The 26,128-nt window shown below is 66.8% G+C and carries 24 protein-coding genes and 2 riboswitches; of the genes, 8 read left to right on the forward strand and 16 right to left on the reverse strand.

Features of this window, described 5'->3' with window-relative positions; genetic code table 11:
• Both ACR65K_RS13970 and ACR65K_RS13975 read left to right on the forward strand, forming a co-directional pair.
• Entirely contained in the window at positions 1-480 is a 480-nt protein-coding gene (locus ACR65K_RS13970; RefSeq protein WP_440153464.1) for a DUF6314 family protein, read from the forward strand.
• A complete protein-coding gene (locus ACR65K_RS13975) occupies positions 477-926 on the forward strand; it encodes an NUDIX hydrolase (RefSeq protein WP_440153466.1) in 450 nt (149 codons plus the stop codon). The genes ACR65K_RS13970 and ACR65K_RS13975 overlap by 4 nt, the downstream gene beginning before the upstream one ends.
• Here the strand turns inward: ACR65K_RS13975 and ACR65K_RS13980 are convergent.
• Positions 923-2,836 carry an ABC transporter ATP-binding protein gene (locus ACR65K_RS13980; RefSeq protein WP_440153467.1) on the reverse strand — a complete coding sequence of 638 codons (1,914 nt, stop codon included), beginning with the start codon at positions 2,834-2,836 and terminating at the stop codon, positions 923-925. The two genes, ACR65K_RS13975 and ACR65K_RS13980, sit on opposite strands and share 4 nt — an antisense overlap.
• A 2-nt stretch (positions 2,837-2,838) precedes the next feature.
• Positions 2,839-4,500 (reverse strand): ABC-F family ATP-binding cassette domain-containing protein, encoded by a 1,662-nt coding sequence (locus ACR65K_RS13985; RefSeq protein ID WP_440153469.1) that lies wholly within the window; start codon positions 4,498-4,500, stop codon positions 2,839-2,841.
• Between the two features lie 250 nt (positions 4,501-4,750).
• Between ACR65K_RS13985 and ACR65K_RS13990 the strand changes: the two genes are divergently transcribed.
• Together ACR65K_RS13990 and ACR65K_RS13995 are read left to right on the forward strand one after the other, a co-directional pair.
• Positions 4,751-5,482, forward strand: a complete 732-nt coding sequence (locus tag ACR65K_RS13990) for a hypothetical protein (protein WP_440153470.1) — start codon at positions 4,751-4,753, stop codon at positions 5,480-5,482.
• Positions 5,479-6,216, forward strand: a complete 738-nt coding sequence (locus ACR65K_RS13995; protein WP_440153471.1) for a hypothetical protein — start codon at positions 5,479-5,481, stop codon at positions 6,214-6,216. Before ACR65K_RS13990 ends, ACR65K_RS13995 begins: the two co-directional genes overlap by 4 nt.
• 211 nt (positions 6,217-6,427) lie before the next feature.
• On the opposite strand, the gene ACR65K_RS14000 is transcribed toward ACR65K_RS13995, so the two are convergent.
• The 10 genes from ACR65K_RS14000 to ACR65K_RS14045 all read right to left on the reverse strand — a co-directional run bounded on the left by ACR65K_RS14000 (position 6,428) and on the right by ACR65K_RS14045 (position 17,856).
• Positions 6,428-9,460 carry an alpha-mannosidase gene (locus tag ACR65K_RS14000; protein ID WP_440153472.1) on the reverse strand — a complete coding sequence of 1,011 codons (3,033 nt, stop codon included), beginning with the start codon at positions 9,458-9,460 and terminating at the stop codon, positions 6,428-6,430.
• Positions 9,461-9,583: 123 nt separating this feature from the next.
• The gene (gene fdhD, locus ACR65K_RS14005; protein ID WP_440153474.1) at positions 9,584-10,462 is read right to left on the reverse strand and encodes a formate dehydrogenase accessory sulfurtransferase FdhD; all 879 of its coding nucleotides are present in this window, start codon (positions 10,460-10,462) and stop codon (positions 9,584-9,586) included.
• A gap of 50 nt (positions 10,463-10,512) precedes the next feature.
• On the reverse strand, positions 10,513-12,066 hold the full coding sequence (locus tag ACR65K_RS14010; protein WP_440153476.1) for a molybdopterin molybdotransferase MoeA: 1,554 nt from the start codon (positions 12,064-12,066) through the stop codon (positions 10,513-10,515).
• Positions 12,063-12,359, reverse strand: a complete 297-nt coding sequence (locus ACR65K_RS14015) for a DUF6457 domain-containing protein (RefSeq protein WP_056331155.1) — start codon at positions 12,357-12,359, stop codon at positions 12,063-12,065. Before ACR65K_RS14015 ends, ACR65K_RS14010 begins: the two co-directional genes overlap by 4 nt.
• Positions 12,356-13,075, reverse strand: coding sequence for a molybdenum cofactor guanylyltransferase (gene mobA, locus ACR65K_RS14020; RefSeq protein WP_440153478.1), 720 nt, complete (start codon positions 13,073-13,075; stop codon positions 12,356-12,358). The genes ACR65K_RS14015 and mobA overlap by 4 nt, the downstream gene beginning before the upstream one ends.
• Before the next feature lie 122 nt (positions 13,076-13,197).
• A complete protein-coding gene (locus tag ACR65K_RS14025; RefSeq protein ID WP_440153479.1) occupies positions 13,198-13,698 on the reverse strand; it encodes an HNH endonuclease in 501 nt (166 codons plus the stop codon).
• Between the two features lie 267 nt (positions 13,699-13,965).
• The gene (locus ACR65K_RS14030) at positions 13,966-14,739 is read right to left on the reverse strand and encodes an NlpC/P60 family protein (RefSeq protein ID WP_440153481.1); all 774 of its coding nucleotides are present in this window, start codon (positions 14,737-14,739) and stop codon (positions 13,966-13,968) included.
• A gap of 163 nt (positions 14,740-14,902) precedes the next feature.
• On the reverse strand, positions 14,903-15,589 hold the full coding sequence (locus tag ACR65K_RS14035) for a C40 family peptidase (protein ID WP_056331144.1): 687 nt from the start codon (positions 15,587-15,589) through the stop codon (positions 14,903-14,905).
• A gap of 70 nt (positions 15,590-15,659) precedes the next feature.
• Positions 15,660-15,840, reverse strand: a riboswitch (cyclic di-AMP (ydaO/yuaA leader).
• Between the two features lie 128 nt (positions 15,841-15,968).
• The gene (locus tag ACR65K_RS14040) at positions 15,969-16,790 is read right to left on the reverse strand and encodes a M23 family metallopeptidase (RefSeq protein WP_440153512.1); all 822 of its coding nucleotides are present in this window, start codon (positions 16,788-16,790) and stop codon (positions 15,969-15,971) included.
• 12 nt (positions 16,791-16,802) lie between these two features.
• A riboswitch (cyclic di-AMP (ydaO/yuaA leader) is annotated at positions 16,803-17,014 on the reverse strand.
• Between the two features lie 146 nt (positions 17,015-17,160).
• Positions 17,161-17,856, reverse strand: a complete 696-nt coding sequence (locus ACR65K_RS14045; protein ID WP_440153482.1) for an iron-dependent transcriptional repressor DtxR — start codon at positions 17,854-17,856, stop codon at positions 17,161-17,163.
• Between the two features lie 293 nt (positions 17,857-18,149).
• Between ACR65K_RS14045 and serC the strand changes: the two genes are divergently transcribed.
• On the forward strand, positions 18,150-19,280 hold the full coding sequence (gene serC, locus ACR65K_RS14050) for a phosphoserine transaminase (RefSeq protein WP_440153483.1): 1,131 nt from the start codon (positions 18,150-18,152) through the stop codon (positions 19,278-19,280).
• A 62-nt stretch (positions 19,281-19,342) separates the two neighbouring features.
• Here serC and ACR65K_RS14055 read toward each other — a convergent pair whose 3' ends face one another.
• On the reverse strand, positions 19,343-19,894 hold the full coding sequence (locus ACR65K_RS14055) for a DUF3027 domain-containing protein (protein ID WP_440153484.1): 552 nt from the start codon (positions 19,892-19,894) through the stop codon (positions 19,343-19,345).
• Between the two features lie 6 nt (positions 19,895-19,900).
• Entirely contained in the window at positions 19,901-20,284 is a 384-nt protein-coding gene (locus ACR65K_RS14060; RefSeq protein WP_018762148.1) for a cold-shock protein, read from the reverse strand.
• Between the two features lie 239 nt (positions 20,285-20,523).
• On the opposite strand from ACR65K_RS14060, the gene ACR65K_RS14065 reads away from it, so the two are divergent.
• From ACR65K_RS14065 to ACR65K_RS14075, 3 genes are read left to right on the forward strand one after another with little or no spacing between them, the layout of a single operon-like run.
• Complete coding sequence (locus ACR65K_RS14065) at positions 20,524-20,757, forward strand: hypothetical protein (RefSeq protein WP_440153486.1); 234 nt, start codon at positions 20,524-20,526, stop codon at positions 20,755-20,757.
• A gap of 10 nt (positions 20,758-20,767) precedes the next feature.
• On the forward strand, positions 20,768-23,239 hold the full coding sequence (locus ACR65K_RS14070) for a helicase-associated domain-containing protein (protein ID WP_440153487.1): 2,472 nt from the start codon (positions 20,768-20,770) through the stop codon (positions 23,237-23,239).
• A gap of 11 nt (positions 23,240-23,250) precedes the next feature.
• Positions 23,251-24,897, forward strand: coding sequence for a DNA repair helicase XPB (locus ACR65K_RS14075; RefSeq protein ID WP_440153488.1), 1,647 nt, complete (start codon positions 23,251-23,253; stop codon positions 24,895-24,897).
• Positions 24,898-24,913: 16 nt separating this feature from the next.
• Here the strand turns inward: ACR65K_RS14075 and ACR65K_RS14080 are convergent, their stop codons facing one another.
• Together ACR65K_RS14080 and ACR65K_RS14085 are read right to left on the reverse strand one after the other, a co-directional pair.
• Positions 24,914-25,783 carry an FHA domain-containing protein gene (locus tag ACR65K_RS14080; RefSeq protein WP_440153490.1) on the reverse strand — a complete coding sequence of 290 codons (870 nt, stop codon included), beginning with the start codon at positions 25,781-25,783 and terminating at the stop codon, positions 24,914-24,916.
• Positions 25,784-25,788: 5 nt separating this feature from the next.
• The gene (locus ACR65K_RS14085) at positions 25,789-26,046 is read right to left on the reverse strand and encodes a hypothetical protein (RefSeq protein WP_056331124.1); all 258 of its coding nucleotides are present in this window, start codon (positions 26,044-26,046) and stop codon (positions 25,789-25,791) included.
• Between the last annotated feature and the right edge of the window lie 82 nt (positions 26,047-26,128).

A 26,128-nucleotide genomic window follows, 5' to 3' on the forward strand; every position in this document is an offset into this window, starting at 1 on the left:
TTGAAATCTCCTTCCCCGGAGCCAAGCCTCCGCGCCTACCTCCTGGGCGGCGGCCCAACAGGCCACCGCGGGCAGCCGGGGCGCTGGCGGCTTGAGCGGGACCTCCTGGACAGGTCGGACGGCACCCGCGGAACCTTTTCCGGCGTCGTCCTTTTCACTCCCGCGGACGACGGCGGCCTGGCCCTTCGCGAGGAAGGAACCATGCGCTGGCCTTCTTTCACCGGCCCCGCCTCACGTGAGTACGTCCTGAAACGCGCGCCGCTGCCCGATGCACTGGACGTGTTTTTTCCCGACGGCAGGCCGTTCCACCGGATGAGCTTCACCCCGGACGCCAGCCTGGACACCCACTGGTGCGATCCGGATACCTACCGCGTGTCCTACACCCGCCAGGGCCCTGACCAGTTCAGCTTCAGCTGGGATGTGACCGGCCCCCGCAAGGACCTGCTGCTGGTCTCACACCTGGAAAGGATTCCCGCGTGAAGGACCGGATCGTGGTCTCCGCCGTCTGCGTGTTCGACGACGCAGGCCGGCTGCTGACCGTGCGCAAACGCGGAACCGGTATGTTCATGCACCCGGGCGGCAAGCCCGAACCGGGTGAGACGGCGGTTGAGGCTGCAGCCCGGGAGCTCGCCGAAGAGGTGGGGATCGTGGTGCCCACGCAGGAGCTTGAACTGATGGGCGTCTGGATCGCGGACGCCGCGAACGAGGCAGCCACCGACATCGAAGCCACCGTGTTCGTGGCTCCGGGCACCTGGCAGGCAAGCCCGGCGGCCGAAATCGCCGAGATCCGCTGGCTGGACATCCGCGAAACGGCCGATGTGGCCCTCCCCCGGGACCTGGCCCCGCTGCTGACGGACCACATCCTGCCCCTGCTGGCGGCCCGTGGCATGCCGGGAGCGGCGCAGGCTCCGCCGCCGCGCCGCTAGAACTCGGGCACGGCCTCCTGGGCCACGGCGGTGGCCTCCGCAAACTGCGTCCGGTAGAGCTCGGCGTAGCGGCCCCCGGCGGCCAGGAGTTGGGTGTGGGTGCCGCGTTCCACGATCCGGCCGCCTTCCACCACCAGGATGGCGTCGGCCGCACGGACGGTGGACAGCCGGTGGGCAATCACGACGGCGGTCCGCCCCTCGAGTGCGGCGCCCAGGGCTGCCTGCACGGCGGCTTCGTTCGTTGAGTCCAGCGCGGCGGTGGCCTCATCGAGGATGACGACGCGGGGCTGGGCGATGAGGAGCCGGGCGATGGTCAGCCGCTGGCGTTCGCCGCCGGACAGCCGGTAGCCGCGCTCCCCCACCACCGTTTCCAGCCCGTCGGGCAGCGACCTGATCATCGTCTCCAGCCGGGCCTGGCGCAGGACGTCCCACATGTCGTCTTCGCTCGCCCCGGGTTTGGCCAGCCGAAGGTTGGACGCGATGGTTTCGTGGAACAGGTGGCCGTCCTGGGTCACCATGCCCAGCGTGTCGCGCAGTGAATCAAACGTGGCATCGCGGACGTCCAGCCCCGTCCCCGGCGCAGTGCCGCCGAGCCGCACGGCGCCCGAGTCGACGTCGTACAGCCTCGACAGAAGCTGGGCGATGGTGGACTTGCCGGCGCCGGAGGAACCAACCAGGGCAACCGTCTGGCCAGGCTCCACCCGGAAACTGACGCCGTGCAGCACCTCCTCGCCGCCGCGGGTGTCCAGGGTGGACACTTCCTCCAGTGAGGCCAGGGACACCTTGTCCGCGGAAGGGTAGGCAAACCGGACGTCGTCGAATTCCACGGACACCGGACCGGCCGGTACCGGCACTGCGTCCGGCTTCTGCTGGATCAGCGGCTGCAGGTCAAGGATTTCAAAAACGCGTTCAAAGCTGACCAGGGCACTCATGACTTCCACCCGGGCGTTGGACAGCGCCGTGAGCGGAGCGTAGAGCCGGGTCAGCAGCAGTGCCAGGACCACCACGTCCCCTGGCGCCAGCTGGCCGCCCAGGGCGAGCCAGCCGCCCAGTCCGTAGACCAGCGCCAGTGCGAGCGCGGACACCAGGGTCAGCGCGGTCACGAACGTGAACTGCAGCATCGCCATGCGGACCCCGATGTCACGGACCCGTCCCGCACGTGCAGCAAATTCGCGGGATTCTTCGTCCGGCCGGCCGAAAAGCTTGACCAGTGTGGCACCCGGGGCGGAGAACCGCTCCGTCATCTGGGTGCCCATGGCGGCGTTGTGCGCGGCAGCTTCCCGGCGCAGGTCGGCCAGCCTTGAGCCCATACGGCGGGCGGGAATCAGGAAGATCGGCAGCAGGACCATGGCGAGCACCGTCACCAGCCAGGACGTATTGAGCATCACGGCCAGCGTCAGGACCAGCGCCACGGAGTTGCTCACCACCCCGGACAGCGTTCCGGCGAAGGCGGACTGCGCCCCAATGACGTCATTGTTGAGGCGGCTGACCAGCGCGCCCGTGCGTGTCCGGGTGAAGAAGGCGATGGGCATCCGCTGGACGTGGTCGAACACCCGCGTCCGCAGGTCCACGATCACGCCTTCGCCGATGGTGGAGGACAACCAGCGGGTCAGGAGTCCCACCCCGGCCTCCCCCACAGCCACGATGGCGATCAGCACAGCCAGCCAAATAACGGTTCCAGTTGCGGCCTTGGCGATGATGGCGTCAACCACCTGCCCGGCCAGCACCGGCGTGGCGACTGCCAGGAAGGCGGCAGCGATGGAGGACAGCACGAAGGCGATGAGCTTGCCCTTATGCGGGGCGGCAAAGGCCAGTACCCGTTTCAGGGTTTCCTTGGAAAACGGCTTGGAAGCGCTCTTAGCGGTGCTGATGTTGTAGAGCGAACTCCAGGCCACGCGGTCCATGCTCATGGTTACTTCTCCTGGCTTGCAGTTTGGTGGAGTTCCTGGACCGTGCCGTTTTCCAGGTGCCACCGGTAGTCGAGTCGAACGTTCTCCAGCAGCCGGCGGTCGTGCGTCACCAGCAGCAGCGCTCCGTCGTAGCTTTCAAGGGCCTCTTCCAGCTGCTCAATGGCCGGCAGGTCGAGGTGGTTGGTGGGTTCGTCCAGCACCAGGAGGTTCACGCCGCGCGCCTGGAGCAGCGCCAGGGCCGCCCGCGTCCGCTCCCCCGGCGACAGGGAATCCACGGCCCGGGACGTATGGTCCGCCTTGAGGCCGAACTTGGCCAGGAGTGTGCGGACGTCGGCGCTGTTCCAATCCGACAGCACGGCTTCCACCGCGTCGCCCAACGGCAGGCCGCCATCCAACAGCCCGCGGGCCTGGTCTATCTCGCCGACGGCCACGTTCGCACCCATGGAGGCATCGCCGTCGTCCGGCGCCTGGGTGCCCAGCAGCAGCCGCAGCAGGGTGGACTTTCCGGCTCCGTTCGGGCCCGTGATGCCCACGCGTTCACCACCGTTGAGCTGGAGGTTGACAGGTCCCAGCGTGAAGTCACCCTGACGTGCCACGGCGTTGCGCAAAGTGGCGACGACGGCGCTGGAGCGCGGTGCCTGGCCGATGCTGAACTGGAGCTGCCATTCCTTCCGGGGCTCCTCCACGACGTCCAGCCGGGCGATCCGGGACTCCATCTGCCGGACCTTCTGCGCCTGCTTTTCCGAGGACTCGGTACTGGCGGCGCGCCGGATCTTGTCATTGTCGGGGTTCTTCTTCATGGCATTCCGGACACCCTGTGAGCTCCACTCACGCTGGGTCCGTGCCCGGGACACCAGGTCCGCCTTGGTGGCGGCGAAATCCTCGTACTTTTCGCGTGCGTGCCGCCGCGCCACCGCGCGTTCCTCGAGGAAGGCGTCGTAGCCGCCGTCGTAAACGGCCACACTGTTCTGCGCCAGGTCAAGCTCAACCACGCGGGTCACGCAGCGGGCCAGGAACTCGCGGTCATGGCTGACCAGCACCACCCCGCCGCGCAGCCCCTTCACGAAGCCTTCAAGGGTTGCCAGGCCTGCAAGGTCAAGATCGTTGGTCGGCTCGTCCAGCAACACCACGTCGAAGCGGCTCAGCAGGAGGGCAGCCAGGGCCACCCGGGCGGCCTGGCCGCCGGAAAGACCCGTCATCAGCGCTTCGGGGCCGGCGTCCAGCCCCAGTTCTGCCAGCACGGCAGGAATGCGGTCGTCCAGGTCGGCGGCGCCCGAGGCCATCCACCGGTCGAAGGCATGGGCGTAGGCATCGTCAGCGCCCGGAGCGCCGGAACCCAGTGCTTCCGCCGTGGACTCCATGTCCACGGTTGCTTCCGCGCAGCCGGTCCGGCGGGAAATGTAGGCCGCCACCGTTTCCCCGGCAAGCCGCTCGTGCTCCTGCGGCAGCCAGCCCACGAAGGCGTCGGACGGGGCGAGGCTCACGGTGCCCTGCTGTGGCTGGTCGACGCCGGCAAGGAGGCGGAGCAGCGTCGATTTCCCGGCGCCGTTGGCGCCCACGACGCCCACAACGTCGCCGGGGGCCACCGTCAGCGAGAGGTTGGAAAAGAGCACCCGGTGGCCATGGCCACCGGAGATGTTTTTGGCAACAAGGGTTGCAGTCATGGATTCGTCCTTTCGCCGCTGCCCGGACAGCCATCGGCGGCCGGAAAATGCGGCGCAAACCGGGCCGCGACGCCGCTGGGGCTGCAGGACATAGAAGAACCCGCTGGTCCGGACTTGGGGGGTGTACGGACCAGCGGGCTCGACCATCAACTATAGACGAACCGGCACAATGGGCAAAATCGTCCGTCACGGTGGGCCCCCGGGGGCACGGTAAAATCATCCGCACCACCCGTTCTGCAGAGAGCCCTCCATGACCCTTTCCGCCAAGGCGTTCCAGCGCTGGCTGCAAGGCATCGCGCCCGATGCCAGCACTGCAGACATCTGCAGGGTCTCCGGGATCAAGCGGACCACGCTGGCACAGCAGCTGGTCCGGGGCAAGGTTTCCGTGAGCACAGTGGTCAGCATCAGTCGCGCGTACAAGATCAATCCCGTCGCCGCGCTGGCCGGATTTGACGCCTACACCGCCTTGGCGGGCCCGCAGCGTCCACCCACCAGGAATGAGCTGGTCAGCCAGGTTTCCACCCCGGACCTTCTCCGGGCGCTGCTGGCCCGTCCTGCCATGGACGCGGCTTTGGGTGCAGCCGCTCCGGCCCTGAGCGCTACCCCGCACGCCACCTCTGTGAAGAACTGGGTGGATGCAATAGACGACGGCGAGGTGCGGCACCGCGTTTCGGCCTCCACAGGAGTGGCCCCACAAAACTATTCCGCCCAGTTGACCGCCAACCGGCTGTCCCCCGAGCTTGCTGTCGCCACTGCGCTGGCAGCCGGAGTGGGGCCGGCAGGCGGGCTGGTGGCCACCGGAATCATTACGGAGGAGGAGGCCGGCTGGCCTCCCGGCTCCCGGCAGGCGGCGCTGGACAGCCTCTCCGATGGAGAACTTACAGCCCTTGCCGGAGACCGGCTTCAGGCAATGGGCAAAGTGCTGCGCCGCCAGGAGCAGGACCAAGCGCAGACAGAAAAAATATGGGAGAACCTGGGATGATCGAGACCCTTCAATGGACCACGCTGGCGATATGCGCCCTTACTGCGGCGGCCCGCATCCCCAGCACCCTCCGGGGCGAGAACCGCTCCCTCTTCGGCATTTTCGCTTTGATGACCCTGGCCATCCTGTTGAGCATCCAGGCGCCCTACATCGTCATCGACCAAGCCTTGGGCGGAATCAACCTGGCCAACCTGCTGCTGCGCTTCGTCATCTTTGGCGCCATTTTCTTCATGGGCATCCGGATTTCCAGGGGCTTTGGCGCAGACAACGCATATCGTCTCATCACCGGCCGGACCGGCATATTGGTCCTGCTCGTTGTCTCGGCGGTCATGATTGCACTGTTTTTCTCCATGGACACCGCCGGATCCTCTGCGGGATTGAGCACCGTCTCTGGTAAGGACGCCCGCCATTTCGCGCTCGTAGAGTACTACGGCGCCGCCGGACGGGCGTACCCCGCATTCGTTGTCCTCGCCCTGGTACCGGCCATGGTGCGCGCAGTGCGGGACCGGCTCCCCATCCTGGTCCGCATTGCCGCCGCACTGCTTGCTCTGGGCGGAGTGGCGGTAGCCCTCACGCTGTTGTTCCCGGTAATCCCACCCGAACTTGGCCAAGTAGAGTTCATCATCAACTACACGGCCGTGCTGTGCTTCGTCGTTGGGCTGGCCTTGATCTGGGTGGCCCGGTTGGTTAATGCGCGCAGCTCGGGACGCCGGAGGACATCCAGCGAAATGTAACGTTCAGCTGCTTTCACAAATTCATTAGAATGTGAAACAATCATGAATGTGTGAAGGCGGGGCCGCCCAAGCGTTTTCGAACGGGGATAAATTCAAGGCGCTGGCCGCCCCGGGGGCCTTTGCACACATTGGGGGGATGAGTGGTGGCGGATCGTTGGGGACCGCCCCCACTCAGCCTATTTAAGGCACCTGAACTGCCGTCGCGCACTCGCTATTTCCGCGTAAACCTCATCGTCACCAGCTGGAACGGCCGGAGCGTGAGCTGGGCGCCATTCTCCGCAGGAACAATTCCGGGCGCGTCGGTGGGGCGTTCCAAGAGGTCCGTCGGCACCGCGCCCTTCATCGGGAAGTTGGCCGTGAGGGTTCCGGCAGATCGTTGTCCAAGCGACTCATAAAGCCTGACCACCACATCGCCCGATCCGTCCTGGGCCAGCTTCACGGCTTCAATGACCATGGCGGGGTTGCTGACGGAGAAGAGCGGCTCCGCCGCGGAGCCACCCCTGGCCAGCCGCGGCGCAAGGTTGGTCCGGTACCCTTCCTGGACGGCGGCGGCAATGTCGGCACCGGGGCGGACGGTGATCGTCAATTCGTGCTGGCCGCGGTCCGCGTCGGGGTCGGGGAACTTCGGAGCGCGCAGCAGGGACAGGCGCACGGTAGTGGTGGTCCCGCCGTCGGATTCCCTGATGGTCCTGCCCACGTCATGGCCGTACGTTGATGCGTTTGCCACCGCCACGCCGTACCCCGGTTCACCTACGTGGATCCAACGGTGGGCACAGATTTCGAACTTCGCGGCCTCCCATGAGGTGTTGGTGTGGGTGGGCCGGAAGACGTGGCCGAACTGGGTTTCGGCGGCCGACCGGTCCGCACGCACGTCGAGGGCAAAGCCAAGCTTCAGCAGCTTTTCGCGCTCCTGCCAGTCCACGGCGGTGGCAATTTCCAGTGAAGGGCTTCCGGGGGCCAGCGTGATGCGCTGGGTCAGCGGAGAGCTGCCGGCCAGCCGTTCCACCACCACCACGGCGCTGCCGCCTTCACTGGCCAGCCGGACCGACTCCGCGTGGACCAGCGGTGTGACGTTGCGCCGGTAGAACTCATCAATGTCCCAGGCGTCCCACTCGTTGGGGGTGTCGCGGTGAAGCTCCAGCAGGTTGCCGCGCTGGCCGGGAGCGATGGCCTCACGGCCACTGGCATGGTCGCACAGGGAGGCGAGGAGTCCGTCCGCGTCCACCACGGCCCGGATTATTCCGTTGTCCAGGATGTAGCCGCCGTTGTGGGCTGTGGCCTGCACCGGGTCCGTGGCCGCCAAAGCCTCACCTGCAGCCAGCGCCCTTACCCCGTTCCGTTCATGCGGTGCCGCGTTGAGGAGGAACTGCCGGTCACCCGGGCCCAACATCGCGGCAGCAGCCCGGCTGATGATTGCCTCGAGCGCGGTTTCGATGGCCTGGTAGTTCCGCTCGGCGTCCTGGTGGACCCACGCGATGGAGCTGCCGGGAAGGATGTCGTGGAACTGCTGCAGCAGCACCAGTTGCCAGAGGCGCTTGAGCTCTGCCTCCGGGTAGTCGAAAGCGCCGCCCGCCCGGACCGCAGCCGTGGCGCACCACAGTTCCGCTTCACGCAGCAGGTGCTCACTGTGCCGGTTGCCTTTCTTGGTCCGGGCCTGGCTGGTGTAGGTGCCCCGGTGCAGCTCCAGGTACATCTCCCCCACCCATACGGGCAGGGCCGGGTAGTCTTCCTCGGCCTGCCGGAAGAAACTCTCCGCTGAGCCGATCCTGACTTTGGGTGATCCCTCCAGGTCCGCAGTCCGGGCAGCCGCCGCAAGCATTTCGCGGGTGGGTCCGCCTCCGCCGTCGCCATAACCGAACGGCACCAGTGACACGCTTCCGCGGCCGTGGTCCCGGTAGTTGCGCTCGGCGTGGGCCAGGTCCCTGGCGCTCAGGTCAGAGTTGTAGGTGTCCACCGGGGGAAAGTGGGTGAACAGCCGGGTGCCATCGATCCCTTCCCAGTTAAAGGTGTGGTGCGGCATCCTGTTTGTCTGGTTCCAGGAGATCTTCTGGGTGAGGAACCACCGGCTGCCGGCGGCTTTAACGATCTGCGGCAGGGCGGCGCTGTATCCGAAGGAGTCCGGCAGCCAGGCCTCCCTGCATTCAATGCCGAATTCGGCCAGGAAAAAGCCCTTGCCCTCGACGAACTGGCGCGCCATGGCTTCGCCGCCGGGCATGTTGGTATCGGATTCCACCCACATGCCGCCCACGGGGACGAACTGGCCAGCCCGCACCTTTTCCCGGATCCTGCTGAACAGCTCCGGGTACAGCTCCTTGATCCACGCCAGCTGCTGGGCAGAGGAGCAGGAGAAGACGAAATTCGGGTCTTCATCCATCAGGGCCACAACATTTGAGAATGTACGGGCGCATTTGCGCATGGTTTCGCGGACTGGCCAGAGCCATGCCGAGTCGATGTGCGCATGCCCCGTGGCAACCAGTTGATGCGAGGACGCGTACGCGGGCCGGGCCAGGACTTTGGCTAGAGCTTCCCTGCCTGCCGCGGCGGTGCCGGCAACGTCGTCCGGGTCCATCACGTCCATCATGCGTTCAAGGGCCCGGAGGATCTCATGGCGGCGGGGAAGCTCCAGCGGGAGTTGCTCCATGAGGCCTGCCAGTGTCCATACGTCCTGTTGGAGTTCCCAGACACACTGGTTGAGTTCAGCGATGGCGATGCTCCCCAGCCGGTACTGCGGCGCTCCCCCGGCCGTCGCCTTGTCCCCCAGCGGGGTGGCGGCAAAGGTCCAGCCCTGCGCCATGTCCGGGTTTGCGGCTGCCTCGACGTAGAAGTCCACCGCCATGCCGCCGCCCAGCAGCTTCAGCGGAATGTACTGGTTACGGGGTGAGATGGCCTTGATGATGGTCCCGTCCGGCCGCCAGGCAATGCCCTCGCACTGGAACCCGGGCGCCTCCGTGGTGAACCCAAGATCCACCACCACCTCAACGGTGGTGTCCGGGCCGTCGCCCCAGGATTCGGGCACTTCTCCTTGCAGCCGCAGCCAGGTGGTGCCCCAGGGCCGGCCCCATGCTGCGCCGTGCTCCTGCGGCTGGAACTCCTGGCGCATTGCTTCGAGCGAGGGGACCGGTTCGCCGGGAGCTTCCCAACTGCTCAGGGCAAGGGGAACCGTCCGGCTGTAGACGGCAGGGGCGATGCGCTCGCGCACAAACCTGGCCAGGCGGACTTCCGTGATCCTGCGGTCGTCATGCAATATGAATCCTCTTTAGGCTCGTGGCTGGATCATCGCGTCCATTCGATGGACAAATCTACCCGCTGGCAGCACCTCAACCAACCCCCTTCCAGGGCAGGCTTTGGCCATCGCGGCAGAGGTGGCCTAAGCAATGGGCACGGCGGGCGTGGGGCGCAGGATCCGCGCATCCCCGGCGTAGACGTTGAAACTTGTTTCCCGGCTGAAACCCGCCAGGGTCAGCCCGTTCGCCTCCGCCAGCTCCACCGCAAGGCTGGAAGGGGCGCTAACAGCCGCCAGGACGGGAATTCCCGCAAGGGAAGCTTTCTGGACCAGTTCGAAGGATGCCCTGCCAGACACCTGGAGCACGGTTCCGGTCAGCGGCAGGAGACCCTCGCGCAGTGCCCAGCCCACCACTTTGTCCACGGCGTTGTGCCGCCCAACGTCCTCGCGCAGGCACAGGAGCTGCGGTTCGCCGTCGTCCCCAATCCTGAACAGGCCCGCCGCGTGCACGCCCCCAGTGTCCTCGAAGACACGCTGGGACTTCCGCAGCAGCCCGGGGAGGGCGGCCAGGACTTTGGCATCCACAGTCAACGGGTCCGCCCGCGGGCTGAAGTGGGAGGACTTCTGCACGGCTTCGATCGAGTCGGTTCCACAGATGCCGCAGGAGCTGGAAGTGTAGACCTTGCGGCCAGTGTGGGGAAGCGGGACGTCCGGCCGCAGCTGGGCTTCCACCACATTGAATGTCTGGACGCCGTTTTCGTCCTCCCCGGCACAAAAACGGAGCGAGACCAGCTGCTCCGGAGCCCAGATGACGCCCTCCGACACCAGGAATCCGGCCACCAGGTCAAAGTCGTTCCCCGGAGTCCGCATGGTGACCGAATAGGAAAGGCTCCCCAGCCGGATTTCCAGCGGTTCCTCGACGGCGAGGACGTCCTCGCGATGCCGGACGGGGTATTCCAGGGCCCCCGGCGAACCGTCCAAAACATACTTGTGCACTTTGCGGCGCTGGGTTACTCGTCCCATGTTCCACCCTGCCTGTTCATTACTCCATCATGGCACCAACGGGGCCCGCCTCAGCCCAGGAGCGCGCTCCAGTCCACCGGTCCACTCGCTGCTGGTTTGCTTTTGGGCTGGGCGCCCCGGGCGTTGCTGCGCGGTTTGGTTTTGGCCGGGTCCTCCTGCCGGCGGGGTATGGGCGGACCCCATGGCAGCGCGAATGCGGGCACCGACTCCCCAAGCTGCACGCCATGCGGGGGCACTACCAGCACACCGTCGGCAGCGGCCAGTCCCCTCATCATTCCCGGGCCTGTATGTTGTGCCGGGGAGGCCATGCCATACAGCAAACGGAACGGCATCAGCCGGGTACGGCCGGGGTCCGGTTCGATCATCGTCCCGCAGGGCACTTCCTCCACTGCCGGCATGGCGCGGTGCCCCAATGCGGCCAGCAGCGGGGCGCCCACGGTGGAAAGGGCCATCATGGCCGCCAGCGGATTTCCGGGAAGTCCCAGGACAAAGCGTCCGTCCGGCAGTTCGGCGAGGACCGCGGGGTGGCCAGGCCGCATGGCCACCCCATCGATGATGAGGCGGCCGCCCAGTTCAGCCACCGCCCGCCGGAGGTGGTCCGTCCCCGAGCGCCCGGTGCCCCCCGTCGTGATAACGACGTCGGCCGGCAGGTCCGGCGCGCCCGGCACCTCCGGCAGCACGTCCTCGAGCGCAGCCAGCCATTCGTCGTACGAGTCGCCGATCCGCTGCTGCCCGCCCGGGATGCCGCCCAGCATTGCCACAACGTCCGGCATTTGCGGACCGAAGGTGTCGCGCACCTGGCCCGGTGCCGGCGTGCCGTGTTCCACCACTTCGGACCCGGTCAGCACCAGGCGCACCACGGGCTTCCCCTGGACCTGCAGTTCGTCGTAGCCGGCCAAAGCGGCCAGTGCCAGGTGGGCCGGGTTGAGTTCCACCCCCGCTTTGACCAGGATGTCCCCCTCCAGGGCTTCTTCCCCGGCCTTCCGGATGTGCTCCCCCGCGCGGGGTTCGCCCGGGCGGGCCTTGCCTCCGGTCATCACGACAGGAAGTCCCTCATCGTCCCGGCCAAGGACTGCACTCTCGGTGCGGAGAACTGCCTTGCCACCGGCGGGGATCATCCCGCCGGTGGCAATGGGGCTGGCTTGGTGCGGCGCCAGCCGGGTGCTGGGCTCCACCGGTATCCAGGGGCCGCTTCCGTTGACCACCCAGCCGTCCATGGCCGACGAGGCGTAATGGGGCATGTCCTGGAGGGCAATGATGTCCCTGTCGAGTTTGCGGCCCAAGGCGATCCGCAGGGGCACAGGCCCCGGGGGAATCGGTGTTGCGGCGTCGAACGCAGCTTGCCTGGCCTCTTCCCAGGTATGCGCCAGATGGTGATGGGCTGCATGCCCTTCTTCAGCCGACTGGGCATCGGGAGCACCCGATTCTCCTGTACTGGATTCAGAGGTGCCAGGGTCAGCGATACCTGGTTCGGTCATACCGGGTTCAGTCATACCCGGTTCAGGGGTACCGGATTCAGTGACTCCGGGTTCCGTTATGCCGGCCGGGGGCACCACATCACTGCCAGGTGGTGCCTCCGAATCGCTCTGGGGTTCTGCAGTCATTCGCCGGGAGTCCCGGCGGCGGCCTCGGCCTCGTAGTCCTTTGCCAGTGTGCGGGCAACGGCCAGGGCCGCGTCCATTGATTCGGCATCCATTTCCCTGCCGGGAGCGGCAGCCAGGCCTGCAGCGAAGCCGGCAATAAAAGTGGTGAGCGGAGCCGCCGGCCGGACAACAGCGTGGGCGGCTACACCTGCAAGCGCCAGCACCGCATTGACGTCCACCTGGACATCCTCAAGCTTGTACGCCTGGAGAAGGGCCCTGCACCACTCTTCCAGCGTTTCGTCCTGGCTCTTCACGAATTGCCTCCCACGTTTGTTCCGCCCGAATGCCGGTCCTGGCCTTCATGCTGGTTCCCGGCGGCAATCCCCAGCGCGGCAACGTCATCCCAGGTATCCACATCGGCTGTGGATCCGGCGGGGACTGTGACAAGCTGCACGTCCAGACTAGCAAGGAGAGCCCTGACAGAGCCGTTGACCAATGCGTCGCGGGCCGCAAGGGCCTTGCAGGCTTTACTTAACTCAGACGTGCGGTAAAAACCTGACAACGGCTGGGCCCTGCCGTCTTCGGCACAGGCCATGACACCTCCGGACGCCCGTTCCATGGAGGGGCCCAATGCGTCGAGCAGCGCCGCCACCGCTTGGGAGGCCGACGGCATGTCACAGGCCAGCACCAGGGTATAGGGCGCCCCGCCACCGTTGCCCGTCCGTGCATGGTGTGCCGCCAGCGCCTCCAGTCCGGCTGCGATCGCGGCCGCGGGGCCGGCGAAGCGCGGTTCCTCCCGGCAGGTCAAAAGGGTGGCAGGCCAGGCCGGCAGGGGCTGCGCGACGGGTGGCCGGTTTGGCAGGAAATCCGTGTCACCAACAACGACAGTAAGCCCGGCCCCCGCGGCAGCAGCCACAGCGCGCTCCAGGAGGGTTTGGCCCTGGAAGACCAGCGACTGCTTGGGCGTGCCGCCCAGCCGCGATGACTTCCCGCCGGCCAGGACCACGGCGTCAAAGGCAAGGCTGCTCACTTCCACTCCCCCAGCCTAGTCACCGGCTCACTGGACGGCAGCACGGAGGTTAAGGGCGGCCTGAGAGGTCAGGGCGAAACGACAGGTCACGCCACAGACAGGTCGATGCCGGGGGCAGGCGGTCAGGCAGCCCGTTCCGGAAGCAGGAACGGATCCCAGGCCGGGGTGGGCTTCTCCAGCTCCTTGATCTGCCAGATGGTCCCGTGCGGAGGTTCCGGGACGAAGCGCAGGGTCCATCCCATCTCGACGGGAGTGTGATCGCCCTTGACGTTGTTGCACCGCAGGCAGGCGGCCACCAGGTTCTCCCACGAATCAGCCCCGCCCCTGGATTTCGGGTGCACATGGTCAATGGTGTGCGCCGCTTTCCCGCAGTAGGCACATTTATGCCCGTCGCGTCGGAGCACTCCCCTGCGGCTGACGGCCGTGGAGTGGTTGTACCGGGGGCGGATGTAGCGGTTGAGGAGGATCACGGACGGGCGCCCCAGGACGTCGGTGGGGCCCACCACGGGGTCGTCCCCTTCGGCCACCACACTGGCCTTGCCTGTAAGCACAAGCACCAGCGCCCGGCGGAAAGTAATAACCGCCAGCGGTTCATATCCAGCATTCAGAACGAGAGTGCGCATGCACTTACCTCTTCACGGCCGCACCCGTCAGGGGCACGAGGGCCGGCTGCCCTCGGCATGTCCGGGCTATGGATCGACATCACAAGAGTAAACAAAGAAGTGCAGAATCAGGTAATTTCCGCCCGGGAGTCCTTCCACCGCCGATACGCCAAAAAAGGGTGCCGCCCCCGTCGCGGCACCCCTTAAACGCCGAGGACCCCTGCCTCGATGGCGGGGGTCCTCGGGACATTTTGAGGCTGGCGGCCGTTCACGCCAGCACCGGAATGCCTAGTTGACGCGGATGAAGACGGGGCCGGATCCAACGTTCGCGCTGAAGACCACGGTCTGGTTTCCGTTGTAGCCGCCGTGGACAGCCATGCCGTTTCCTGCGTAGACAGCGATGTGGGCCATGCCCGCGCCACCGTCAGCGTAGTAGATCAGGTCGCCCGGCTGTGCTTCGGCTGCACTCACGGTGCGGCCCAGGGACAGGTAGCCGGCGGGCCAGTCGTGGAAGTGGATTCCGACAGCGGCCAGCGAGTTGGTGACCAGCATGGTGCAGTCCTGCATCACGCCGAGCTGGGCGTACGCGGCAGAGAGGATGGCCGCACCCTTGCCGCTGGCGGATGCCTGGGCTGCGGGAGCGGCAGGAGCAGCGGCGGTGGCAACCTTGGCCGTGACCTTGGGAGCAGCAGCGGGCTGGGCCGCAGGAGCGGGAGCGGCTTCCCGCACCTCAACCTCGGGCTCAGGCTCGACGACGGGAGCCGGCGTGGTGGTCACGGCAGGCTTCTCGTAGCTGATGGAGATGGTGGAAGCCGCCGAGATCGGGGCGTCCACGGCGGATTCAACTTCCAGCGCGGAAGCAGGAGCGGAATCGCGCTTGACGTTGGCGTCGGCAGCGTTGGCAGCGATGCCGCTGGTCAGGACCAGGCCGGACGCTGCGGCAATAACCGCAGCCTGGCGGCCCATGCCGCCTGCGTTGTCGCTGACAGCCTTGGCAATGACAGCGATCGAGTTGGTTTTGGTGACCTCGGCGCGATGCCGTGCGGTGGCACGAGTCGTCATCAGTTCTCTCTTTCGTTTTTCCCTCGAGCCGCAGGTAGGCAGGCGAAGGGTGATGGACGCGCCGGCATCTTGGGGGTACGCCGGCGCATCCCGAACGGGGATGTGGTTTTTAGCGAAGAAGCTTTGGGCAAAGAAAAAGCCCTTGGAACGCGTTGCCCAAGAACTATTTGCTGTAGTGGTAGTACGTGGAGGAACCGGTGGCTGCCGGCGAGTGGAGCAGCGTGCCCTGCGAGGGGTTGAGTGCGCTGATCATCATGCCGTTGCCGACGTAGATGCCGACGTGCGCGCCACCGTTCTGGACAACCAGGTCACCCGGCTGCGGTGCCGAGGTGGGGGTCATGATGTTCCACGCGTTGGTGCGGGGGATGCTGATTCCGGCCTGGGCGTAAACCCACTGCACGAAACCGGAGCAGTCCCAGCCTGTGACGGGGCTGGTGCCGCCCCATACGTAGGAGTGGCCGATGCCGGTGTAGGCGATGGCGGCAATGCCCGAGGTTGCCGCAGTGGATACAGACTCTTCCGCTTTGGCGGCCGGGGAAGCCTCCTGGCCCGCAGTGGCGGTGTTGGCGGCGCGGTTCGCTGCTGCCGTGGACTGGGTACGTACCGCTTCAACCTTGGGAGCGGCGGTGGTCTTGACGACCGGACGCTCGAAGGACACCGTGGCCGTGGGGGCAGCGGTGACGGCGAGTGCCGTCTGGGCCGAACCGGACTCGGTGGAGGCAGAGACACCGGCAGTGGTGTCAGCTGCCGTGGCGGGCAGGCCCATGCTCAGGATGAGGCCCGAAGCGGCTGCCACAACGGCAGCCTGGCGGCCTACGGTCCCGGCATTTGCACTGACAGCCTTGGACACGGCGTCCAGGGGGTTGGTGCGAACCGTTTGCGCACGGTGGCGCGCAGAATGATGGCGTGAAGACACGAAGGTAGCCTCTCCCAATGCCTGCGAGGTGAGCTGTCGGATTCGGATGGGAGTCACCCGGCCACGCTGCTTCCTGGGAAGCTTTGTGACTTAACCCCAAGGCCTTCCGGAAATGAAGGCCAAAATTGGTTCCCCCGCCCCTGCCAGACGATGAAATGCGAACGGACCTTGAGCGGTGGCAGAGTTAGGCAATCCACTCAAGAGCGTCAACTTCGGAAAAGTTGACGCGAGTTAGACGGTACAGCAGTTTTGCTTCAATGTCACATTCAGGTCACGGCGGGTCACGGCGATCTGAGAGTGAGCAATCATTCGGTTACAGCCAGCCCATCGGATCGACCACTTCGCCATTGACCTGGACCTCGAAGTGCAGGTGGCATCCGGTGGACGCGCCGGTGGTGCCGCTCAGTGCCACGACCTCACCGCGGGAGACGGTCTGGCCCACCTTGACGTTGAAGGACGAGAGGTGGTTGTAGGTGGTTTCCAGCCCGTTGCCGTGGTCGATGACCACCCGGTTTCCGCCACCGAACTGGTGCCAGCCCGCGAAGGTGACGGTTCCTGTTGCGGCCGCCAGGACCGAGGTGCCGCACTGCGCCACGAAGTCCTGGCCCCTGTGGAAGTCTCCGGAGCCTCCGGTGATGGGGCTGACCCGGTAACCGAAAGGGGAAGCGGTGGCGAGGGACGACAGGGGTGCGGCCAGGGTGCCGGCCGAAGCGGCACGGGTGACGGAGCCGGCGGACTGTGCGCTCAGGAGCTGCTTCAGCTTTCCGTCCGGGTCCGCCTGCGTGACCACGGCGGAGCGGCTGAAGTCAACCTGGGCTCCAACATCAGCGGAAATCTGCGGCTGCGGGCTGACAGCCGAGGCAGCCAGGGGGGCATTGCCGGCGGAGTCGGTTGCCATGACGGGACTTGTGGCGGGCACCGTGACCGTCAGCACCAGGCCTGTGGCGGCAAGGGCCATGCCGGCTTTTTGGCCGATGCCGCTGGCGGCGGCAAACTCCGTCATCTGCCGGAAGGGACCCCGGCGGCGGCGCGCGTCGCGATGCAGGTCGCGGGGGCGCTCCGCTGCGACGACTTCGGCAACCCGGGGTGCCGAAGGGGGGCCGGCCGCGCGTCGGCGGCCCCGTGGGGTCTGCATGGTCAAGAAGGGTTCCTCTCTGGAAGAAGCCTGCGGAGTTAGCTGTCGGATTCGGGTCAGAGAGTTCAAAGACCCGGTCCGCCGTAGGCAAGCTTCTGCACAGGGGTATTCCCGGAAGAATCCTTCACTGGAGAGGCTTGCTGCTGACGGACTTCACCCCAAGGCAGTCCCCCGCTGCCGCTTGTGGTTCCCCCGCCTCTGCCAGTAACGAACTCGTTCACCTGGCCCGCTGGCAGAGCTCGGCTCCGGGTCAGGTAACGCTTATGTATCAACGCTTGGTTCCACTATAGGGGCTTAAGTCCCTAGGTAACAATTCCGTTACCTTTGCGTGGAAACCCCTGCCTGGGGTATGGAAGGTGCCGGATCAGCCCTAGTCGAGGGCAACGAAGACGTGCGCAGCAACCTCGGGCGGCAGCTCCAGCGCCCCTTCGATCCCCGCGACCCGAACGGAAATGTACTCGCCCACGCGTTCCAGCGTCACGGCAGCACCAGGCCGGATCCCGCCCTCGTCCAGCTGGGCCAGCAGTTCCGGTTCCACCTGGATTGGCTCCGCCAAACGGCTGATGGTCACGCCCGAGGCGGGCGCGTAGTTCTTCATTGCTTCCACCAGGCTGATGGCTCCATCGGCAAAGCCGCGGCCCGCCTGGCCTCCCAGCGCAGCGAGGCCGGGAATGGGGTTGCCGTAGGGCGATTCGGTGGGGTGGCCCAGCATCTCGTAGATGCGCCGCTCCACCCGCTCGCTCATGACGTGTTCCCAGCGGCAGGCTTCGTCATGGACGTAGGCCCAGTCCAGGCCGATGACATCTGCCAGAAGGCGTTCGGCCAGCCGGTGCTTGCGCATGACCTCTGTGGCGCGCTTGCGGCCCGTATCCGTGAGTTCCAGATGGCGGTCACCGGAGACGACGACAAGTCCGTCCCGCTCCATGCGGCCGATGGTCTGGGAGACGGTGGGCCCCGAGTGGCGCAGACGTTCGGCGATACGGGCCCTGAGGGCAACGATGTTTTCTTCCTCAAGCTCCAGAATGGTCCTGAGGTACATCTCCGTAGTGTCGATCAGATCCGTCATCCAGCTCAGCTCCTCGAGCGCAGTACCTTGCGTTGTCCCACCGTATCGCCTCTTCCCGCGAAGTAGTCCGGGGGAAAGCTTAGCCTATTTTGACTTTGTCCGAATAGCTGCGGCCAAAGGGCTGGGCCGTACGGGCACGTCTCACTGTCCGGACTATGACGTGCCCGGCTCCCGCCCCCGGCGGCGGTTCAGGCAGAATGGGAGTGGCCTGCAGCCCAGCCACCGCGCCCTGCCGGCCACCACTGCCCGCCCTTCCGGACCATAGCTTTCGTCCCCGCCGAATTGGAGCACCTGTGAGCGACACCAGCATCACGATCCCCGCCGACCTCCTGCCCCAGGACGGGCGGTTCGGGGCCGGCCCGTCAAAGGTCCGGCAGGAACAGATCGACGCGCTGGCAGCGGCTTCAAGAACGATCCTTGGCACCTCGCACCGGCAGGCCCCCGTCAAGAACCTGGTCGGGTCGGTCCGGGAAGGGCTGAGCCAGTTCTTCCGCGCCCCGGACGGCTATGAGGTGGTCCTCGGCGTCGGCGGCTCCACCGCTTTCTGGGACGTTGCCAGCTTCGGTCTCGTAGAGAAGAAAGCCCAGCACCTGTCCTTCGGTGAGTTCGGGTCCAAGTTCGCCGCCGCCACCAATAAGGCGCCCTTCCTCGAAGCCTCCTCGATCATCAAGTCCGAGCCCGGCACCCGGCCCGCAGCCCAGGCCGAGGCCGGCGTGGACGTCTATGCCTGGCCGCAGAACGAAACCTCCACAGGCGTCGCAGCCCCTGTCCAGCGGGTATCCGGGGCCGACGAGGGATCACTGGTCCTGGTGGACGCCACATCCGCGGCCGGCGGCCTGGACGTGGACGTTGCACAAAGCGATGTCTACTACTTTGCCCCCCAGAAGAACTTTGCCTCCGACGGCGGCCTCTGGCTGGGCCTGTTCTCCCCCGCAGCGCTGGAACGTGCTGCCGCCATCAAGGCCGGCGGCCGCTGGATCCCGGACTTCCTGGACCTCCAGACCGCCATCGAGAACTCCCGCCTGAACCAGACATACAACACGCCGTCGCTGTCCACGCTGGTAACCCTGGATTCGCAGGTCCAGTGGCTGAACTCCAACGGCGGCCTGGACTTCGCCTCCAAGCGGACCGCCGATTCCGCCGGCCGCATCTACAGCTGGGCCGAGGCCTCGGAGTTCGCCACCCCGTTCGTCACCAACCCGGAGGAACGCTCCAACGTCATTGCCACCATCGACTTCGACGAGTCGGTTGACGCGGCCGCCGTGGCCAAGGTCCTGCGCGCCAACGGCATTGTGGACACCGAGCCGTACCGGAAGCTGGGCCGCAACCAGCTGCGCATCGCCACCTTCGTGGCCATCGAGCCCAGCGACGTCTCGGCGCTGCTGGCCAGCATCGACTTCGTGGTGGGCGAGCTGCGCAAGTAACCAAGGTTAATGCACGACGGCGCCGCCCCGGGTTTTCCCGGGCGGCGCCGTTTGCTTGTGGTTTAGGAAGTCTTTGCCTCGTCGCCAGGCTCCCCGACGTCCCCAGGCTCGCCGCCGTCGTCGTCAGGCTCTTGGCCGCCAGGTTCCCCCTGCCCTGCCGGCAGCTCTTCCGGAGTCCCTTGCCCTGACTCCTGCTGTTCGGGCTCCTGCTGCTGCTCGTCCTCGGGACGGACGCGTTCTGCCCACGGCACCCATTCCGGGGCCAGGATGGATTCCTCGGACGGCAGCAGGCCCAACTCGTTGACAGTCACCGCCTTGGAGCGCGAGTTGCGGGTCAGCACCGCGTACCACTGCCAGCCCATGTAGCCGGGCAGCCGCGACTCGAACAGGTGCGTGACCAGCCGGTCGCCCTCGCTTTTGGCTGCCAGGTGCGCCCCGATGGTGCCCGCCGGTGTGATGCCTTCCACTGCGGTCCGGGCAGTGTCCACCGCCGCGGCCAGGAACGCGTCGGGCTTGCCCGTACGCCACACGGGCACGCCTGCCTTGCGCTTGGGCGGAGTCTTGGCAGCCTGCTCCTGCACTGGCGTGCCCGGCTGTTCAGATTGGGGGTCCATGGGCGCCTAAACGTCCAGCTCGTCGGCGACCTTGCGCAGGGCGGCAGCAATGGCCTTGCCCTTGTTGCCGTCCGGGTACTTTCCCTTGGACAGGGTTCCGGACAGGTTGTCCAGGACGGTCACCAGGTCCTGCACCAGCGGGGCGAGATCCTTCGCGCTGGGGCGCTTGGCCTTGGCGATCGACGGTGTCTTATCCAGCACCCGCAGGCCCAGGGCCTGGGCACCCTTGCGGCCGTCCGCCACCCCGAATTCCACCCGGGTGCCCGCTTTCAGTTCCGTCACTCCCTCAGGCAGTGACGACTTGGGCAGGAAGACCTCCTGGCCGTCTTCGCCCGCGAGGAAGCCAAAGCCCTTGTCCTTGTCATACCACTTGACCTTGCCGGTAGGCACGTAATCAACCTTCTTCGTTCTGCTGTCATGAGACACGGCCCGCTGCCACCGCGTCCGCATTGTTGTGCGGGTTCAGGGTATGGCCAGCGCAAACCGTGTTGGTCTGTATCCTTCAAGGTTATCCTGCCGCATGCCCTAATCACGCTTCCGGCCGCACCGTTCCGGCCGCACCGTTCCGCCCCAGGCGCAAGCTCCCCGGCTTTCACGGGCGGCAGTCCGGCCGCTGTACCGTTACGTCCATGACTCCATCGCGTTACCGGCGGCCGTTGATGGTCCTCGCCGCAGTTATTGCCGTACTTTCCCTCGTCGCTGTGGGAGCAGTCATATCCCTGGCCTTCGCGGACTCCGTTGCCCCCGCATGGGTCACCTACTCGGCCCTCTATGGCCTGCCGGTGGCCTTCATCCTGATGCTCCTGCTGGTCCTGGACGGCGTTGCCGCCCGGCGGCGGGCGGGGAAGCGGGAGCCGCGGTAACGTTGAACTGATGTCCCTCATTCGTGCGCTCGGCAAGGACCTGGAGGCGCGCAGCAACGACTCGTTGCGCGCGTTGTTCGCCGCGCGGCCGGACCTCATTTCCCCGCCTGTTCCTGACTTCGCGGCACTGGCAGCCCGGGCCTGTTCGCGGGTCAGCGTGCAGCGCGCCCTGGAGCGCCTCAACCGGCCGCAGATGCAGGTCCTTGAGACCCTCCACCTATGCACCAATACAGATACCGGCCACAGCGCCTCGGCGGAGGGCCTGCACCAGCTGATCCGGGGTGCATCGCTGGCCGTCATCGAACAAATCATGGGCACCCTGCAGGAACTTGCCCTGGCGCATCCTGCCGTTCCCCCGCACGGCACCCCTCCCCCGGCTGACGGTCAACACTTCTATCTCCCTGTCGGCTCCCTCAAGGACGTGGTGGGAATCTATCCCGCCGGGTTGGGCCGCAGCTACACGGAACTGGTCCGCCTGCAGCCGGCCTTCGCCCAACGGGTGGTCCAGCTGGTCTCCGAGCTGCACCGCAGCGGATTTGCCATCCACGATGCCACCACGCCCATGGAGGCGGCCCTTGCGCTCCAGCACTGGACCTCCTCCCCCGAGGCACTGCGGGACATCCTCGCCAAGGCTCCGGAACGGACGACGGCGCTGCTCGCCAAGTTCCGCAACTGGGCCATGGGTGCCGTCCCCCAGGCGCAACGGAAGGCATCGGTCACCACGGAAGGCGCCGACGTCGGGCCCGTTGACTGGCTCCTTGCGCGCGGGCTCCTGGTTCCGCTGGACGCCGCCCACGTGGAACTGCCGCACAGCGTGGGGCTGGCCCTGCGCGATGGCGCGATCATTAACGATTTCACCCTCTCACCGCCGGTTCCCGAGTTGGGCAGGACCACCGCGGCACTGCGCAGGAACGCAGCGCTCAGCGCCATCTCGGAAACCCTGCGGCTGGTCTCCGAACTGCTGCATGCCGTGAAGGAAACCCCGCTGGGCACGCTGCGCAGCGGCGGGGTGGGGGTCCGGGAGATGCGCCGCCTGTCCGACCAGCTGCGCATCGACCAGGACGCGGCTGGCCGGTTGCTGGAGCTGTGCGGGCTGGCAGGGCTGATCCGCCTCGACGTCGACTCGTCCTCATGGGTGCAGCCGCCGCAGCTGGAGTGGCTCGTGCTGCCGCGGCAGGAACAATGGCTGTGGCTGGTGAACGCCTGGCTCGCCAGCGAGCGCGTGCCGTCCATGGTGGGCCAGCCCGTGAACACGGTGCCCGGGGGCCCGTCCCGGGGCGCATCGGGAACCACCATCGCGGCATTGTCCGCCGGGGCGCAACGGCCGGACGCGCCCGTGGTCCGCAAGCGCATCCTGGAGATCCTGCACGACCTCACGCTGGAAGCCGAAGGGCCGGACGGTGCCGTGCCCGTCCTTGATGCCGCTGCGGTCCTGGAGCGTGCGGAATGGTCACAGCCGCGGATGGCCCGGCGGTTCAGTTCCCTCATCCGCGGGGTCCTCGCCGAGGCGGAACTGCTGGGCCTGGTGGGGTCGGGTGCCCTGAGCCAATTAGGGAGCGCTTTCGCCGAAGACAATCCCGACGCCGCCCTGGCCATCCTGGGCGAGCACCTGCCGGCCGCCCTGAACCACGTGCTGCTGCAGGCCGACCTCACCGCTGTTGCCCCCGGCTACCTTGCTCCCGCCCTGACAGAGCAGCTCCTGGTCATGGCCGATGCCGAGGGGCAGGGCCCCGCCACCATCTACCGGTTTTCGGCGGCGTCCATTAAACGGGCACTTGACCAGGGCTACGACGCCGCCGGCCTGCTGGCGTTCCTGCGGGAACACTCCGCCACCGCTGTTCCCCAGCCGCTGGAGTACCTGGTGGAGGACACCGCTTCCCGGCACGGCAGCCTTCGGGTGGGCCAGGCCGCAAGCTTCATCCAGAGCGATGATGAAGCAGCGCTCCGGGAGTTGCTGGCGGGACCTAAGGCGGCGCCGCTTGGCCTGGCCAGGCTGTCCCCCACGGTCCTGACGTCATCGGCACCACCGCGCGAACTGGCCGCCGCACTCCGCAACCTGGGCCTGTCCCCGTCCGTCGACGGCGCCGAACCCGCCGGGCACCTGCGGCGGCCTGCCGCCGCGCAGGAAAGCCCCCGCCCTGTGTACACCGCTCCGGGAATCGCGCCACCGGCCGAGGAGGTCGAAGCCCAGCTGGACGTCCTGCGGCAGGCGGGCCCCGCCGTCGGACACCACCCCGGCGCCACGGACGGCGAGGCAGCCACCCAGCTGGGGCTTGAAGCGCTGCAGCGGGCCATCCGGCTGAAGCAGCGGATCAACATGAACGTGGTGGACAACCTGGGGAATGCCAGCCTGGAAGTTGTTGTTCCGCTCTCTGTAAGCGGGGGCCGGGTCCGCGTGTTCGATCCTGCCAAGGACACCGAACGGGTCCTGTCCGTCCACCGCATCATCGACATCGAGGCCGCAGAGGAACTGCGCCAGTAAAGGATCCCCGCGTGACCGACGGACCCCTGATCGTCCAAAGCGACAAAACCATCCTCCTCGAGGTGGACCACGAGCTGGCCACCGAGGCCCGGCACGCCATCGCGCCGTTCGCGGAGCTGGAGCGGGCGCCGGAGCACATGCACAGCTACCGGCTGACCCCGCTGGGACTGTGGAACGCACGTGCCGCCGGACTGGACGCTGAAAAGGTGCTGGACGCGCTCCTGAAGTACTCGCGCTTTCCGGTTCCGCACTCGCTGCTGATCGACGTCGAGGAAACCATGTCCCGGTACGGCCGGCTGCGCCTCGAAAAGGACCCGCGCCACGGACTGGTCATGCGGACGGATGACTACCCGGTCCTGGAGGAAGTGATCCGGGCCAAGAAGATCGCGCCGCTGCTGGGCCCGAGGATCGACGGCGAGACGGTGGTGGTGCACGCCTCCCAGCGCGGGCAGCTCAAGCAGCTGCTGCTGAAAATCGGCTGGCCGGCAGAGGACCTCGCCGGGTACGTGGACGGCACCCCGCACCTGATCTCGCTCAACGAGGACGGCTGGGAACTGCGGCCCTACCAGCGCCTGGCCAGCGAAAACTTCTGGGCGGGCGGCAGCGGCGTAGTGGTGCTGCCCTGCGGCGCCGGCAAGACGCTGGTGGGGGCCGCCGCCATGGCCACCGGGTCCACCACCACGCTGATCCTGGTCACCAACACCGTCGCCGCCCGGCAGTGGAAGGACGAACTGCTGCGGCGCACCTCCCTCACGGAGGAGGAAGTGGGCGAATACTCCGGGGCCCTCAAAGAAGTCCGGCCGGTGACCATCGCCACCTACCAGGTACTGACCACCAAGCGCGGCGGCATCTACCCCCACCTGGAACTGGTGGACGGGCACGACTGGGGACTGATCATCTACGACGAAGTCCACCTGCTGCCGGCACCGATCTTCAGGATGACGGCGGATCTGCAGGCCCGCCGCCGGCTTGGGCTGACCGCAACGCTGGTGCGCGAGGACGGGCGCGAGGGCGAGGTGTTCAGCCTGATCGGACCCAAGCGGTACGACGCGCCCTGGAAGGACATCGAGTCCCAGGGCTACATCGCGCCGGCGGACTGCGTGGAGGTCCGCGTCGACCTGCCGAAAGACGAACGCGTTGCCTACGCCATGGCCGACGACACCGACAAGTACCGGCTGTGCGCCACCTCCGAATCCAAGACGCAGGTGGTGGAACAGCTGGTAACCCGGCACGCCGGAGAGCAGCTGCTGGTGATCGGCCAGTACATCGACCAGCTGGACGACCTCGGCGAGCGCCTGCAGGCACCGGTGATCAAGGGCGATACCTCCGTCAAGGTACGGCAGAAACTCTTTGACGCGTTCCGCGCCGGGGAACTGCAGACCCTTGTGGTGTCCAAGGTGGCCAACTTTTCCATTGACCTGCCGGAGGCCTCGGTGGCCATCCAGATCTCCGGCTCCTTTGGCTCCCGGCAGGAGGAGGCGCAAAGGCTGGGGCGGCTGCTACGGCCCAAGAAGGACGGCCGGGCGGCGCGCTTCTACTCACTGGTGGCACGGGACACCCTGGACCAGGACTTCGCCGCCAAGCGCCAACGGTTCCTGGCCGAGCAGGGGTATGCCTACCGGATCATGGACGCCAAGGACGTGCACGCGGCGGAGTAGCCAGCGTGCACGCCACTCACGTCACGCCCTCGGAGCTGTCCCGCTCCATGGTCCCTGTCCTGGGATCGAGCTGCGGACGTTCGTAGGCCAGCTCCCCGCCGCTGCGGCCGCCGTAGGGGCGGCCGTGGTCCGCAAACTCCTCCCGGAAGAAGGCCAGGCACCACTGCCCCATCTGGATCCTTGCCCCGGTCCGCAGGACAGATGGTCCGGTCCGGGAGACGCTGCCGCTCACGGGGCCGTTCGGCACCAGGACGTATTCGTCCTGCCCGTCGTGCCTGATTTCGGCGTGCAGCTCCTCCAGGCCGTCCAGCCGGACATCCGCCCCCGCACCGCTGCCGATCGTTGTCACGTCTGCGGTGAGGGTCACCTCCCGCGGGATCTGCCCGGTCCAGGTCGCGGCGTCCTGGACAAAGATCAGCCGCGGCCGCCCACCGCCCCTGACGTAGTGGGTGGTGGTGATGCGGCGCTTGATCTTCCGCTGGACGGTAGGCACCAGCGGCAGGGGTGTGGACGGCGGCAGCAGCGGCAGGCCTTTGGGCTTCCGCCTGCCCTGGCGGACCAGCGGCAGCAGGGAGCCGAGCTTCCCGATCTTGATGTGGGGCGAACGCGTAATCAGCCGCTGTGAGGCAGGGCTGTCCACCTTGCCCAGGCTGAGGATGTTTCCATCAGGGCCGGCCACCGTGATGCTGACACCCTTGCCGGCCAGCAGCTCTGCCAGTGGTTTGATCTCCTCAAGTGAGGGCAGTCCACCGCCGGTCAACGGTGCCAAACCCGCCAGGGACACCGTTACTTCCGTTCCCGCAGCCTTAGCGCTGCCCGTTGTGACAGCCCCCGCCGCATCCGTGTAGGAGAAGTCCAGATTAAGGTCCAGGCGGTACTCCGGCATGTCCGTCAACCGCGGTTCGCGTCCGACCCCGCGGCATCCCTGTCACTGGTGGTGACGCGCAGGCTGCCGTTGAGCTTCCACGTGGCACGCGGGGCATCGGGGCCGATGTCGCGTGGAACTTCCACCGTCATATCGATGAACTGGTAATTTATGGCGGCGCCTTTGCCGGTGAGATAAGACCACATCTCCTCGGCAAGGTCGGCCCAGTCACGGATGCTGCGGTCGTTGGCTGTTGCGTTTTCAGAAGCACTCAGGTCAGTCATGATGGTCTATCCCCTTCGATGGGCCAGGAATTATGGGGTAACTACCGTGTTGGTGCAGGTCACCGGCAGCGGTGGAGGCAGC

This window comes from Arthrobacter sp. SAFR-179, assembly GCF_059414945.1.

Excerpts from the sequence above, each read along its gene's own strand:
- ACR65K_RS14040 (WP_440153512.1), bottom strand. The coding sequence starts at position 16,790 with ATGCAGACCCCACGGGGCCGCCGACGCGCGGCCGGCCCCCCTTCGGCA.
- ACR65K_RS14070 (WP_440153487.1), top strand. The coding sequence starts at position 20,768 with ATGTCCCTCATTCGTGCGCTCGGCAAGGACCTGGAGGCGCGCAGCAAC.
- ACR65K_RS14045 (WP_440153482.1), bottom strand. The coding sequence starts at position 17,856 with ATGACGGATCTGATCGACACTACGGAGATGTACCTCAGGACCATTCTG.
- ACR65K_RS13990 (WP_440153470.1), top strand. The coding sequence starts at position 4,751 with ATGACCCTTTCCGCCAAGGCGTTCCAGCGCTGGCTGCAAGGCATCGCG.
- ACR65K_RS14030 (WP_440153481.1), bottom strand. The coding sequence starts at position 14,739 with ATGACGACTCGTGCCACCGCACGGCATCGCGCCGAGGTCACCAAAACC.
- fdhD (WP_440153474.1), bottom strand. The coding sequence starts at position 10,462 with ATGGGACGAGTAACCCAGCGCCGCAAAGTGCACAAGTATGTTTTGGAC.
- ACR65K_RS14065 (WP_440153486.1), top strand. The coding sequence starts at position 20,524 with ATGACTCCATCGCGTTACCGGCGGCCGTTGATGGTCCTCGCCGCAGTT.
- ACR65K_RS13980 (WP_440153467.1), bottom strand. The coding sequence starts at position 2,836 with ATGAGCATGGACCGCGTGGCCTGGAGTTCGCTCTACAACATCAGCACC.
- ACR65K_RS13985 (WP_440153469.1), bottom strand. The coding sequence starts at position 4,500 with ATGACTGCAACCCTTGTTGCCAAAAACATCTCCGGTGGCCATGGCCAC.
- ACR65K_RS14025 (WP_440153479.1), bottom strand. The coding sequence starts at position 13,698 with ATGCGCACTCTCGTTCTGAATGCTGGATATGAACCGCTGGCGGTTATT.
- ACR65K_RS14080 (WP_440153490.1), bottom strand. The coding sequence starts at position 25,783 with ATGCCGGAGTACCGCCTGGACCTTAATCTGGACTTCTCCTACACGGAT.
- ACR65K_RS14055 (WP_440153484.1), bottom strand. The coding sequence starts at position 19,894 with ATGGACCCCCAATCTGAACAGCCGGGCACGCCAGTGCAGGAGCAGGCT.
- ACR65K_RS14010 (WP_440153476.1), bottom strand. The coding sequence starts at position 12,066 with ATGACTGCAGAACCCCAGAGCGATTCGGAGGCACCACCTGGCAGTGAT.
- ACR65K_RS13995 (WP_440153471.1), top strand. The coding sequence starts at position 5,479 with ATGATCGAGACCCTTCAATGGACCACGCTGGCGATATGCGCCCTTACT.
- ACR65K_RS14085 (WP_056331124.1), bottom strand. The coding sequence starts at position 26,046 with ATGACTGACCTGAGTGCTTCTGAAAACGCAACAGCCAACGACCGCAGC.